Below are 14222 nucleotides of genomic sequence, written 5' to 3'. Positions count from 1 at the left end.
AAATGGAGAAATATGATTTTAGTGGCTGGGCTACTAGAAACGATCTTCTTTGTGTTGATGGTCGAACCATCAAAAAAGATGCGTTTAAAAACCAGAATGGAGAAACCGTTCCGCTGGTTTGGGGGCACACCCATTCCGATCCTAATCGCGTGCTCGGTCATGCTGTTTTGGAAAATCGTGACGAGGGTGTTTACGCTTATTGTAGTTTCAATGACAGTGAATCTGGACTTGCTGCAAAGAAATTAGTGAAGCATGGAGATGTTCGTTCACTTTCCATTTGTGCCGGTCAACTTAAACAGGCAGGAGCAAATGTAGTACATGGCGTTATTTATGAATTGAGCCTTGTTCTGGCTGGAGCTAATCCAGGCGCATTCATTGATTCTGTCATGGAGCATGGTGACGCTTCGGAAGATCGCATGATTATTGGATATGATGAGAATATTATGATTTATCATTCTGCGGATGAAAAAGAAGAGAAGTCCGAAACGCAGGAAGGTAAAACTTCTGAAGAGAAAACGGAAGAAGATGAAGAAACAGTTGAGCAGATATTTGATACGCTCAGCGAAAAGCAGAAAAATGTAATCTATGCAATGTTCGGACAGGCTTTCGGGGAACCGGATAAGCCCGAAGATAAAAACGATGATTCTAAAGGAGGAAAAACCGAAATGAAGCATAATGTGTTTGACAATGAAAAGAAAAACGAAACGGGTGGCTTTCTGGCTCATTCTGCCCAGGAGGATATTATCAAGATGGCAAAGACCAGTCAGGTTGGCACTTTCCAGACTGCACTTGAGATTTATGCAGAGCAGAATGGTTTTCAGCATGATGCGGTAAGCGGTGGATTTGTTCAGGCTGGCGAGGGTAATGTGACGGCTCTTTTCCCTGAGTATCAGGAAGTTCGTCCAGGTGCCCCTGAGCTTATTACCAATGATCAGGGCTGGATTTCCAATGTGATGAGAAAAGTACATAAGAGCCCTATTTCCAGAATCAGAACCAGCCAGACTGATATTCGTGGTATCGATTCTCTGCGTGCCAGAGGTTATAAAAAGGGTAAAGAGAAGAAACAGGCTGGAAACTTCAAATTGGTTCGCAGAACGACAGATCCGCAGACCGTTTATGTAAAGAATGCGTTACATCGTGACGATATTGTTGATATCACAGACTTTGATTATGTTAAGTATCTCTATGATATCGATCGTTTGATGCTCAACGAGGAACTGGCAATCGCAATGATGCTGGGAGACGGTCGTGAAGATGGCGACGAGGGTAAAATTGATCCGGATAAAATCAGACCTATTTGGACAGACGACGATTTGTACACCATCCATGCAGATTTAGATGTAGAAGCCGCAAAGAAAGAGCTTCAGGGAACCAATACAGGTGCAAACTTTGGTGAAAATTATATTCTCGCCGAGGCTATGATCAATGCGGTTCTGTATGCAAGAGAGAATTACAAGGGAACTGGTACACCAGATATGTATATCACACCGCATATGCTTAATGTGATGCTTTTGGCTCGTGACATGAATGGTCGCAGAATCTACTCTTCCAAGGCGGAACTTGCATCTGCTTTTAACGTTGGTGAGATTCTTACCGCTGAGCAGTTTGAGGGCAAGACCCGTAAGACGGACGACAGCAAGACCAAGAAACTGCTTGCTATCATTACGAACCTGAATGACTACTCTCTGGGTGCCACAAAGGGCGGCGAAGTTACCCACTTCACACAGTTTGATATCGACTTTAACCAGGAGAAGTCCCTTCTGGAAACCAGATGTTCCGGTGCTCTGACCAGAGTGTACTCTGCCATTGCAATCGAAGAGGATGTAACTGACCTCCCTTAATCGGCTTCTCCGTTAATCCCGAAAATGGGGAAGCCAATCTGTTCGGGAAAACAGTAGATTCGTTACAGGAGAATGTTGTTGTCGGAGAGGCTGAGATTACCGGTACGCTAAAACATGTTACCGGGTACACAGGATTCAGTAGCAATGTTTCTGAGCAAGAAGGAAACTATCTTGCTTTGAAAGTGGATTCCGATTCTCAGGATGCAGTTGTTACTGTTGAACTCGTAGGCGGAACAAAAGGACCAGTTACACTCGACGAAGACAGAAACATCGTACTCCTTATCAAGAATAAGGATACTCAGAGTATTAAGGTGACTGTAAACAATGAGGGCAACTCTTCTACAAAGACTTATAAACTTACTGGATTGACTTTAGAGGGAAAATAAAGGAGAAAATTCAAAATGGCAAAATTTTATGGAAAAATCGGCTATGCTGTGAGAATGGAAATTCGTCCGGGTGTTTGGGATGATGAAATTACTGAACGGGAATATTTTGGAGATTTGCTTCGGAATACCAGCCGGTATCAAACTTCCGATAAGCTCAATGACGACGTCAATATTTCAAACGAAATCAGTATTGTAGCCGATCCTTTTGCCTATCAGAATTTTCATGCAATGCGGTATGTCGAGTTTATGGGAGCTAAATGGAAAATTTCCAGTGTCGAAGTTCAGTATCCGCGTTTGATCTTGACAGTAGGAGGTGTGTATAATGATTGACCGACGAATCAAGTTTCATGGACTATTGTGCGAGATTTTATCTTGTCCCATAGAAGGTGAAAGATGTCGATGCTATTTTCAGCCGCCAGAATCTGTTAAGATGAGTTACCCCGCCATTGTATATAGTCTTGATGATATTGATAAGACATATGCAAACGACGGGGTATATTTATCTAAGCGAAGATATACCATTGTGGTTATCGATAAAGATCCGGATACGAACCTTGTACAGAAAGTAACGAATTTACCAATGAGCCGGTTTGACCGGCATTTCAAAAAAGATAATCTGAACCACTATATTTTTAATGTATATTTTTAAGATTGGAGGAATAATTCAATGAAACTTGTTTGGGATAAAGTTGGAGAACGGTTTTACGAAACCGGTTGTGATCATGGAGTTCTTTATCCGATTCAGACTGGTGGAAAATACAACAAGGGTGTTGCATGGAATGGTCTGAGTGCGGTGACGGAGAGTCCGTCTGGAGCAGAACCTTCGCCGATCTATGCTGATAACATCAAATATCTGAATATGATGTCGGCAGAAGATTTTGGGGGGACAATTGAAGCATATACTTATCCGGATGAATTCGCAGAATGTGACGGTTCTGTAGAGATTGCTCCAGGTGTGTTTGCGGGGCAGCAGAGTAGAAAACAGTTTGGTCTTTCTTATCGTACCATTCTGGGAAATGATGTCGATTCAGATGACTATGGTTATAAACTTCATCTGGTGTATGGATGTCTGGCTTCTCCTTCAGAGAAAGGTTATCAGACCAAAAATGACAGCCCGGAACCTATTGCACTTTCTTGGGAGTTTAGTACAACTCCTGCGGAGATTTCAAAACTGATTGAAGGAAAGAGAATCAAGCCAACAGCTATTCTTACTTTCGATTCTACCAGAGTAAATGCTAAGAATTTAGCTGAGTTGGAAGAAATTCTTTATGGTAAAGATCCGACTTCTCCAGAAGGAGATGATGGCGTTGAGCCACGACTTCCGTTACCGGATGAAGTAATCGAGATTATGTCAAAGGAAAACCCTTAATAAGCCTTTCTGTTAAGCCTGAAGACGGAAAGGCTACTTTGCTTGGAAAAGCAGTTAATGAATTACAGCGAGATGTGGTTATCGCTGATAATGAGGTGACAGGCACTCTGAAGTATATCGACGGTTATGTTGGTTTCAGTAGCAATGTTTCAGAGCAGTCAGGTAATTACTTGGCGATCAAGATAGATACAGAGCCGGTTGAAGCCAAAACAGTTGTTGAACTCGTAGGCGGAACAAAAGGACCGGTTACACTTGACGAAGACAGAAACATCGTACTCCTTATCAAGAATAAGGATACTCAGAGTATTAAGGTAACAATCACGCATGACAAGGAAAGCATTGAGAAGACTTATGGTCTTTCTGGACTGACCTTGGAAAGAGAATAAATTACAGGGAGCCTCGTATTCAATGTGCGGGGCTTCTTTTTATTTGAAAGGAGAAAAAATTATGTTGAAAAAAACTATTCCCTATATTGATCTGAACGGCGTTGAAAGAAAAGAGGATTTTTATTTTCATCTGTCAAAGCCGGAAATTGTCAAGATGCAGACAAGTGTGAAGGGCGGCTATGACGTACAGCTTAAAAGTATTGGTGCCGGTGCTGATGGCGGTCAGATTATGGAATTCTTCGAGGATCTTATTAAGAAGGCTTACGGTGTAAAGAGCGAGGATGGTCGTCGCTTTATGAAGTCTGAGGAGATTTCCAGATCCTTTATGGAATCACCTGCTTATGAGATCTTGTTTGAAGAGTTAGTTACAAACGATAAGGCAGCAGCGGATTTTGTGAACGCAGTAATGAACGTTGGCAATTCTGCTGCAACTCCGATGATTTCCACAAATACTCAGAACTAAAGGGAGGTAAGAGATGCTCCGAATCACAATACCATCCACGGAATTTTGGGATGAGGCGAAGCAAGAGTTTGTTTACACAAAGGCTCAGACCTTGCAATTGGAGCATTCTCTTGTTTCTCTTTCAAAATGGGAATCGAGATGGAATAAACCATTTCTGACAAAGCAGGAAAAAACATTAGAAGAAACCATTGACTATGTAAAATGCATGACTCTTACACAGAATGTGAAACCGGAAGTTTACAACTATCTGACAAACAGTAATATCAATGAAGTTAATCGATATATTGCTCTTCCAATGACGGCTACTCAGTTTTTTGAGGAGAAGAAAAGCCCTGGAAGCAAAGAGCAAATTACGGCTGAACTTGTTTACTATTGGATGATCGTCTTAAACATTCCGTTTGAGTGTCAGAAATGGCATCTCAATAAACTTTTTACGCTGATAAGAGTCTGTGATATAAAGAGCAGACCGCCGAAGAAACATAGCCGCAGAGAAATTATGAAACGAAATGCGGCATTAAATGCGGCTCGAAAGAAAAAATGGAACACGAAAGGGTGAGAAGATGAAGAAAGGAATTGATATTTCTTACTGGCAGGGAAAAGTAGATTTTTCTAAAGTTTCCAAAAGTGTAGAATTCGTAATTCTCAGGGAAGGATACCGGATGACAATTGACAAACGATTTTTGGAATATGTGCAAGGTTGTAAAGGAAATAGCATTCCGATTCATGGAGTTTATCATTTCTGTTACGCAACTTCCACAGTTGGAGCGGAAGAAGAAGCGGCTTCTTGTATTGCAAACATGCGGAAAGCTGGGTTGGGAAAAGATGTGATCGTATTCTTTGATTTTGAATATGACACTGTTAAGAAAGCGGCTGAGCAGGGAATTACATTAGGAAAATCAGAATGTATTGCTTTCACAAAAGCGTTCTGTTCCTATGTGGAGAGTCAGGGTTATAAAGCTGGAGTATATACAAATCTGGATTATTACCAGAATATGTATGACAAAGAAACATTGGACAAGTATATATTATGGCTTGCTGATTATACCGGTAATCCAGATGTGAAATGCACATATCAGCAATATACAAGCAGTGGTAAGGTTCCTGGTATTAACGGAAATGTAGATATGAATTACTTTTTTGGAGAAAAACAGGAGGAAGAGCAGATGGGAAAAACAGCACAAGATGTGTTGAATGTGATGCGAAGCTGGCTGGGTTATAACGAAGTAAACGGAAAATTCAGACAGATTATCGATTTATACAATTCTGTAAAACCCCTTCCGAGAGGTTACGCAGTACAGTATCATGACGAATGGTGTGATACTACAGTATCAGCAGCCGGAATCAAAGCCGAATGTTCAGATTTGATTGGACGAGAATGTGGATGCGAACAACACGTTAAGATTTTTCAGAGTATGGGAATCTGGATTGAAGACGGAACAATTGTGCCGAAACCTGGCGATATTATCCTCTATAACTGGGGTCAGTCTTATCAGCCAAATAACGGATACTCAGATCATATCGGTTTTGTAGAGAGTGTTTCTGGAGGTCAGATTACCTGTATCGAAGGAAATAAAGGAGAAGCCGTTGCAAGGCGTGTTATTTCTGTTGGAAATGGAAATATCAGGGGGTATGCAAGACCAAGATACAGCGGTGCAGGAACCACTCCAAGTAACCCGGTTACACCGCCGGCATCTGGAGACGGAAGTCTGAGCAAAAATGTAGCATGGTACGGAGTGGTAAATACAGGAACGCTGAATGTTCGCACATGGGCAGGAACAGAAAATTCACAGTTGAAATCTTATCCGACACTTTCGCAGGGAACTAAAGTTGGTGTTTGCGAAACGGTGAAGGATAAAAATGGAGATCCTTGGTATTACATTAAAATCACAGGAAATAAAGGCGAAAAATATGGTTTTGTTGCGGCAGCATATATTACAAAGCAGTCTTCCAGCAAGCCGAATGCAGATACAACCGTTTCAGATGATGGCGTAATTACCAAAACACCACAATGGGTAGGAAAGGTAATCGCTGATGTTCTTAATGTCCGCACATGGGCAGGAACGAATAATCCACTGATTAAATCATGGCCTCGACTTGGCTACGGGAATTTAGTGGATGTTTGTGATGTTGTGAATGCTCCAGATGGTTCCCGATGGTATTACATCAGAATTGATGGAAGAATCTATGGCTTTGTTCATTCGGCATATATCGAAAAGGCATAAGCAGATAGGTAGGTATTGTATGATCAAATTCAGACAAAAGGGCGACTTTTCCAAGCTGACTCGATTTTTGGAAAGAGCAAAAGAGGCAGTTCGTATTGGAGACTTAGATAAGTTTGGTAAAGAGGGAGTAGCCGCCCTTGCGTCTGCAACACCTGTGGATTCTGGGGAAACGGCGAGTTCCTGGTATTACGAGATTGAGAATCGAAAAGGTTCTGTAACGATTTCGTTTCATAATTCAAATATTCAAAATGGAGTTCCAATCGCTATTATTTTGCAATACGGGCATGGAACTCGAAACGGAGGCTGGGTACAGGGGCGAGATTACATCAATCCTGCTATCCAGCCTATTTTTGACAAAATTGCAAATAACGCATGGGAGGAGGTTATTAAGCCATGAGCAGGACAATTGATGAAAGAGTTGTCGAAATGCGATTTGATAATAAACAATTTGAGCAGAATGTTCAAACCAGCATATCGTCAATCGAAAAGCTCGAAAAAAGCTTAAATCTCAAAGGTGCCTCCAAGGGATTAGAGGATGTCAATGTTGCAGCCAAAAACTGTAATATGACGCCGCTTTCCAATGCGGTTGAAACAGTAAAAATGCGTTTCTCTGCACTCGAAGTCATGGCGATGACGGCGTTGTCGAACATTACGAATTCCGCATTAAATGCCGGTAAAAATATTGTTTCGGCATTAACAATCGATCCGATTAAGATGGGCTTCCAAGAATACGAAACGCAGATTAACGCAGTTCAGACAATTCTTGCCAATACGCAGAGTAAAGGAACAACGATTGACCAGGTAAATGCCGCGCTTGATGAGCTGAACAAATATGCAGATCAGACTATTTACAATTTTACGGAAATGACCCGTAATATTGGTACTTTTACGGCTGCGGGCGTGGATTTGGATAAATCAGTAACCTCTATCAAAGGTATTGCGAACCTGGCAGCGGTTTCTGGTTCCAATGCTCAGCAGGCAAGCACTGCCATGTATCAGCTTTCACAGGCGATTGCGGCGGGAAAAGTTAGCTTGCAAGACTGGAACTCCGTTGTAAATGCGGGAATGGGCGGTCAGTTATTTCAAGACGCGTTGAAACGAACTGCTGAACATTTTGGCGTCAACATGGATGCAATGATTGAAAAGTATGGCTCATTCCGAGCATCTTTGACTGAAGGCGAATGGCTGACAACAGAAGTTCTGACTGAAACATTGACTCAGTTATCGGGAGCCTATTCCGAAGCAGATCTTATTGCGCAGGGTTATACAGAGGAACAGGCTAGAGAAATTACAGAACTTGCCAAAACAGCACTGGATGCAGCTACGAAAGTAAAAACATTTACACAGTTGTGGGATACACTGAAAGAGTCGGTTCAGTCTGGATGGACGCAAAGCTGGGAAATCATCATTGGTGATTTCGAAGAGGCAAAAGAGCTTCTAACCGAAGTAAGTAATTCCTTGGGTAACATGGTAAATGCTTCCGCTGAAGCACGAAATAAAATGTTACAGGATTGGAAAGAGCTTGGGGGTAGAACTGCGCTGATTGAAGCTGTACGAAATGCCTTCGAAGGTGTTTTGAATATTGTAAAGCCGGTTAAAGAAGCATTTAGAGAGGTATTCCCCCCAATGACTGGAGAACAGCTTTACAATCTTACAGTCGGGCTACAAGAACTTACAGAAAAATTCAAAATAGGTGAAGAAACGGCGAATAACCTGAAGAGAACATTCAAAGGGGTATTCGCTTTATTTGATATCGGACTTCAAGGAATTAAAGCACTAGTTGGCGGATTTGCCGATTTGATTGGTTATGTGGCTCCGGCAGGGGATGGTATTCTTGGCTTTACAGCGGGAATCGGAGATTTCATTGTCGGCATTGATGAAGCTATTAAATCATCTGATGCGTTCAACAAAGCCATAGAAGGAATTGGAAATTTCTTGAAACCGATTGCTGATGGTGTGAAGACTTTTGTAAAAACAATTGCGGATGCTTTCAGCGAATTTGCGAATGTTGATACCAGTGGACTCGATAATTTTGCGGACAAGGTACAGACTCGATTTGAACCGTTTGTAGAATTAGGCGAATTGGTAAAGAAGGCATTTGAAGGGATTATCGGGATTGTCGAGAAGGCATCTCCTGTTTTATCGAAGCTGGGTTCTATTGTTGCGAACGCATTTGGAAACCTCGGAGAAGCGATTCTCACAGCGTTTGATACTGCGAGCTTTGATCCGATTTTGGACTTGATCAATACTGGATTGTTTTCTGCAATTCTGATTGGAGTGAAGAAGTTTATCAACTCTTTATCGGAAATCACAGAAAATGGCGGAGGAATACTTGGTTCGTTCAAAGATATTTTGGATGGAGTCAAGGGAAGTTTAGAAGCATGGCAATCAAGTCTGAAAGCTGGAACTCTTCTTAAAATTGCTGGTGCGATGGCGATTTTGACAGCGGCAATAGTTGCATTATCGCTTGTCGATTCGGGGAAACTGAACGCCTCCTTAGGTGCTTTGAGTGTTCTATTTGTTGAGTTGCTTGGCTCTATGGCTATTTTTGAAAAGATAATGAATGGCGTAGCAATCAAAGGAATGGGGCAGTTGACTATTGCGATGATTGGACTGTCTACTGCTGTTCTTATTCTTGCCGGAGCAGTGCAGAAATTATCCGGTTTGGATTGGGATGGACTTCTGAAAGGATTAGTCGGCGTTGCTGGGTTATCTGCTATTCTGGTGACGTCTGCAACAGCACTTTCCAAAACATCGAAAGGGCTAATAAAAGGTTCTGCTGGTTTGGTAGTATTTGCAGCAGCGATTCGAGTGCTTGTGGGAGCAGTTGAAGATTTGGGAGCGTTAGATGCAGGATCTTTGGCGAAAGGTCTGATTGGAGTTGGCGTTCTTTGCACTGAACTGGCGTTATTCCTGAAAACTACGGATTTGGATGGGATGGGTGTTCTGAAAGGAACTGGTTTAGTTCTTCTTGCGGCATCCATCAATATTCTGGCGAATGCAGTTGGAGCATTTGGCACTTTGGATATTTCCAGTCTTTTGAAGGGATTATCTGCGGTTGCAGTGGTTCTTACAGAACTGGCAGTATTCACTAAAGTGACAGCTAACGCGAAGCATGTGATTTCAACAGCTACAGCAATGACTATTCTTGGAGCAGCCATGCTTGTGTTTGGAGAAGCAGTAGAAAAGATGGGGAACTTGTCCTGGGGAGAGATTGGACGAGGTCTTACAACAATGGCTGGTTCTTTGGTGGCTGTAACAGTTGCGATGAATCTTCTTACGAAGGGAATGATGTCGAAAGCGACTGGAATGGTGGAAGTTGGTGCGGCATTACTCATCATCGGTGAAGCGGTCCGAAATATGGGTGGAATGTCTTGGGAAGAAATCGCCAGAGGTTTAGTGACCCTTGCCGGTTCCATGACCATTCTTGTTGTGGCACTCAATGCGATGAGAGGAGCACTTCCGGGTGCGGCGGCTGTTCTCACAGTATCCGCAGCACTGGCTGTATTTACTCCAGTTATCAAGACATTGGGAAATATGTCTTGGGAGAGCATTGCCAAAGGCTTGGTGGCACTAGCTGGTTCTTTCACTGTACTTGGTGTTGCTGGAGTTGTGTTAGGACCGCTGACGCCGGCTATTCTCGGACTTTCAGCCGCTATTGCTGTATTAGGGGTAGGGTGTCTGGCCGCAGGTGCCGGTATTCTCGCATTTTCTACTGGACTTTCTGCTTTGGCAGTATCAGGGGCAGCGGGGGCGGCATCCCTTGTGGTGGCAGTATCCAGTATTCTTAGTCTGATTCCATTACTGTTTGAAGCAATTGGAGAAGGAATTCTTTCTCTTGCTGGTGTAATCGCGAATGGAGGACCGGCTATTGCCGAGGCATTTACCGTATTGGTTCTTGCTGCTGTCGAGGCGTTGGTTACGGCTACTCCGGCTGTTGTGGATGGACTGTTTGTCTTGATTGACAGCGTACTTTCGGCTCTGGTTGAGCATACACCGACCATCGTGGAGCAGTTATTCGATATTCTAATCGGAATCATTCAAGCTATCACAACGAAGCTTCCGGAATTGATTAAAGCCGGTGTTGAATTATTGATGGCTTTCTTCGACGGGGTAATCGACGCTTTGAGTGGTATTGATGTGAATGTACTCGTTAAAGGAATCGCCGGAATTGGCTTACTCTCAGCAATCATGCTCGCTCTCAGTGCTGTTGCATCTTTGGTACCGGGTGCTATGATTGGCGTTCTCGGAATGGGTGCAGTCATCGCAGAGTTGGCATTGGTTCTGGCGGCGGTCGGGGCTTTGGCTCAAATACCCGGATTGGAATGGCTCATTGGAGAAGGCGGAAAGCTGTTACAGGGAATTGGTACCGCTATCGGTCAATTTGTAGGTGGTATTGTCGGAGGATTTATGTCTGGAGTTTCCAGTCAGTTTCCGCAAATCGGAGCAGACCTTTCTGCATTTATGATAAATGTGCGGCCTTTCATTGAAGGTGCTACACAGCTTAATCCTTCTATGTTAGATGGTGTAAAAGCATTAGCGGAAACCATTCTTATTCTGACTGCGGCTGATATTCTGAACGGATTGACTTCTTGGCTTACGGGAGGATCTTCCCTGAGCGATTTCGCTACTCAACTCGTTCCGTTTGGCGAAGCAATGCGGGATTTTTCTATTGCTATTGCTGGTATGGATGGGGAATTAGTGGCGAATGCAGCTACAGCCGGAAGAACACTTGCTGAGATGGCATCAACTCTTCCGAATTCTGGAGGAGTAATCGGGTTCTTTACAGGTGAGAATGATATGAGCGCTTTCGGCGCACAGCTTATTCCATTTGGCGAGGCGATGATGGGATTTGCATCCGCGGTACAGGGATTGGATGCCGATGCTGTAACTAACGCTTCCATTGCCGGTAAAGCTATGGCAGAGATGGCAACCACGATTCCGAATTCTGGCGGCGTAGTAGGTTTCTTTGCCGGAGAAAATGACATGGATGCATTTGGCGAGCAGCTTATTCCCTTTGGTGAGGCGATGATGTTGTTCTCACAAGCAGTAAGAGGTTTGGATGCAAATGTAATCGTGGAGTCTGCTACAGCAGGAAAAGCTTTGATTGAATTGGCAAACACGGTTCCAAATAGCGGCGGTGTCGTTGGATTCTTTACTGGAGAGAATGACATGGGTGCATTTGGAGAAAATCTGGTACCGTTTGGTAAGGCGATGAAGTCCTACTCCGATGCGATTGCCGGTATCGATGTGGAAGCGGTTACGAATTCTGCAACGGCTGGAAAAGCGGTGGTTGAACTGGCAAATACTTTACCGAATACTGGTGGATTGGTGAGTTGGTTTACCGGAGACAACGATATTGCTTCTTTTGGGACAAGTCTTGTTTCCTTTGGTAAGAATTTTGCACAGTATTCCAACTATATGAAAAATGTAGACGCGAATATTGTTACTGCTACAACCAATGCTGCGACCTCTATTGTCGAACTTCAGAAAAGTCTTCCAAAAGAAGGTGGATGGTTCTCTGATGATATGACACTTTCCAGCTTCGGTAGTGACATGGCATCGTTTGGTTCCTATTTCGGCAATTATTACAACAGTATCAGCGGTATTGATACAACTCTGCTGTCTAGTGTAATTACCCAGACGAATCGCCTTGTGAGTATGGCTAATGGGATGGTTGGTCTGGACACAAGTGGTATGACTTCTTTCAGTTCCGCGTTGACAACTCTCGGGGAAACCGGTGTAACTGGATTTATCAATGCATTCAATAATGCAGGAACTCGGGTAACAACAGCAGCATCGAGTATGTTGGCATCTTTTATCAACGGAGCAAATGCGAAGAAATCTGAACTGACAACAACATTCATAACCTTAGTTCAAGCTGTATTGACGGCAATTAACGGAAAACAGGGAGAATTTCAAACTAGCGGTTCTACACTCATGGTTAAGTTTATTGCGGGGGTTAGAAGTAAGGATAGTGAACTCAGAACCGCTTTTACAACTACGCTGAGTGGTGCCATAACTGCTATCAAAGATTATTATGGTGAGTTCAAATCTGCTGGCTCATATTTGGTCGATGGTTTTTGTAATGGTATAAGCGAAAATACTTGGAAAGCAGAGGCAAAAGCAAGAGCAATGGCAGCCGCGGCAGCAGAAGCGGCGGAAGACGAATTGGATGAACATTCCCCTTCCAAACGTTTTTATGGAATTGGTGACTTTGCGGGAATCGGTTTTATAAACGCATTGATTGATAACGTTTCAAAAGCTGGTAAAGCCGGACGGGAAATTGCCAAATCTTCTATTGATGGATTGAATGATGTCATTTCCAGAATTGCGGATTATGTAGACGCAGATATGGACGTTCAACCTACTATTCGACCAGTGCTTGATCTATCTGCTGTTGAAGCAGGGACTGGGCGATTGAATACTTTGTTCAGTCGTAATCAGGCTTTGTCCGTTAGCACTGGAATGAATGAGCGGGTTTCAGAGATGGAAGTTCAAAATGGAGAAAGTTCTTCTGCGGGGAACACCTATCAATTCACACAAAATAATTATTCGCCTAAGGCTTTGTCGAGAATTGATATTTATCGACAGACAAAGAATCAATTTTCGGCGATGAAAGGGCTGGTGAGTAATACATGATTAGAGCAGTAACGGTAACTAATTATTTAGGAGAATCCAAGAGATTTGAATTAGCGTTCCCGGAAAAATCCGGGTTCGCTGTTCAATCGATAAGCGGATTAGGACCGAGCAAAGCTGATATTAACACGACTGAAATTTCTACGAATGATGGATCACTGTATAACTCAGCAAGAGTGAATTCCAGAAATATTGTTATGTCTTTAAAACTGATGTTTACCCCTCAGATCGAAGACACAAGACAAGATTCCTACAAATACTTTCCGATAAAGAAGAGAGTGACGCTTCTCATCGAGACAGATAACCGCATTTGTGAGACTTACGGCTATGTGGAATCGAATGAGCCGGATATTTTCAGCAGCGATGAAACGACACAAATTTCCATCGTGTGTCCTGATCCTTATTTTTATTCTGCTGGTCCGGATGGAACCAACACAACTATCTTTTACGGTGTGGAACCTTTGTTTGAGTTTGCTTTTTCGAATGAATCTTTGACTGAATCTCTAATCGAATTTGGCGAGATTAAAAACGAAACTGAGCAGACAGTATATTACTCCGGTGATGCTGAAATCGGGGTTGTGATTACCATCCATGCCATCGGAAATGTGAGAAACATTACGATTTATAATACCGGGACGAGAGAAGTAATGCGCATTGACACTGATAAGTTAGAGAAACTAACTGGTTCTGGAATGGTTGCAGGTGATGAAATCATCATTTCAACGATTAAAGGTGATAAATCAATTACACTTCTTCGAAATGGTATTTATACCAATATTTTAAACTGTCTTGACAAAGACTCAGATTGGTTTCAGTTATCCAAAGGCGATAACATTTTTGCTTATGTGGTTGAAGAAGGAACGACCAATGTACAGTTTAAGATTGAAAACCGGACAGCATTTGAGGGGGTATAGTT

12 protein-coding genes are annotated in these 14222 nt (G+C 42.9%); all 12 read left to right on the top strand.

Translation table 11 applies throughout. The annotated features are described in order from the left end of the window. The first annotated feature begins 2 nt into the window (after window positions 1-2). The 12 genes from RUMTOR_RS08290 (at window position 3) to RUMTOR_RS08235 (ending at window position 14220) form a co-directional block, all read left to right on the top strand. Window positions 3-1841, top strand: a complete 1839-nt coding sequence (locus RUMTOR_RS08290; RefSeq protein WP_004846990.1) for an HK97 family phage prohead protease — start codon at window positions 3-5, stop codon at window positions 1839-1841. A 182-nt stretch (window positions 1842-2023) separates the two neighbouring features. Then, window positions 2024-2227 (top strand): hypothetical protein, encoded by a 204-nt coding sequence (locus tag RUMTOR_RS08285; protein ID WP_227190264.1) that lies wholly within the window; start codon window positions 2024-2026, stop codon window positions 2225-2227. A gap of 15 nt (window positions 2228-2242) precedes the next feature. After that, on the top strand, window positions 2243-2557 hold the full coding sequence (locus tag RUMTOR_RS08280) for a DUF7253 family protein (RefSeq protein ID WP_004846988.1): 315 nt from the start codon (window positions 2243-2245) through the stop codon (window positions 2555-2557). Then, complete coding sequence (locus RUMTOR_RS08275) at window positions 2550-2876, top strand: hypothetical protein (RefSeq protein ID WP_004846987.1); 327 nt, start codon at window positions 2550-2552, stop codon at window positions 2874-2876. Before RUMTOR_RS08280 ends, RUMTOR_RS08275 begins: the two co-directional genes overlap by 8 nt. An 18-nt stretch (window positions 2877-2894) precedes the next feature. After that, window positions 2895-3596, top strand: coding sequence for a hypothetical protein (locus RUMTOR_RS08270; protein ID WP_004846986.1), 702 nt, complete (start codon window positions 2895-2897; stop codon window positions 3594-3596). A 74-nt stretch (window positions 3597-3670) separates the two neighbouring features. Then, window positions 3671-3982 (top strand): hypothetical protein, encoded by a 312-nt coding sequence (locus RUMTOR_RS13315; RefSeq protein ID WP_242647699.1) that lies wholly within the window; start codon window positions 3671-3673, stop codon window positions 3980-3982. 61 nt (window positions 3983-4043) lie between these two features. Next, window positions 4044-4445, top strand: a complete 402-nt coding sequence (locus RUMTOR_RS08260) for a hypothetical protein (RefSeq protein WP_044929587.1) — start codon at window positions 4044-4046, stop codon at window positions 4443-4445. 13 nt (window positions 4446-4458) lie between these two features. Next, window positions 4459-5001 (top strand): hypothetical protein, encoded by a 543-nt coding sequence (locus RUMTOR_RS08255; protein WP_004846982.1) that lies wholly within the window; start codon window positions 4459-4461, stop codon window positions 4999-5001. A 4-nt stretch (window positions 5002-5005) separates the two neighbouring features. Beyond that, complete coding sequence (locus tag RUMTOR_RS08250) at window positions 5006-6667, top strand: GH25 family lysozyme (RefSeq protein ID WP_044998146.1); 1662 nt, start codon at window positions 5006-5008, stop codon at window positions 6665-6667. A 19-nt stretch (window positions 6668-6686) separates the two neighbouring features. Beyond that, window positions 6687-7064: an HK97 gp10 family phage protein gene (locus RUMTOR_RS08245; RefSeq protein ID WP_004846980.1), complete on the top strand. Its 378-nt coding sequence runs from the start codon at window positions 6687-6689 to the stop codon at window positions 7062-7064. Continuing rightward, the gene (locus tag RUMTOR_RS08240; RefSeq protein WP_004846979.1) at window positions 7061-13309 is read left to right on the top strand and encodes a tape measure protein; all 6249 of its coding nucleotides are present in this window, start codon (window positions 7061-7063) and stop codon (window positions 13307-13309) included. Before RUMTOR_RS08245 ends, RUMTOR_RS08240 begins: the two co-directional genes overlap by 4 nt. Further along, window positions 13306-14220 (top strand): phage distal tail protein, encoded by a 915-nt coding sequence (locus RUMTOR_RS08235; RefSeq protein WP_004846978.1) that lies wholly within the window; start codon window positions 13306-13308, stop codon window positions 14218-14220. Before RUMTOR_RS08240 ends, RUMTOR_RS08235 begins: the two co-directional genes overlap by 4 nt. Window positions 14221-14222: the final 2 nt, after the last annotated feature.

The organism is [Ruminococcus] torques ATCC 27756 (genome assembly GCF_000153925.1).
Classification (GTDB): domain Bacteria; phylum Bacillota; class Clostridia; order Lachnospirales; family Lachnospiraceae; genus Mediterraneibacter; species Mediterraneibacter torques.
This window is presented reverse-complemented; position numbering and strand designations above follow the sequence as displayed.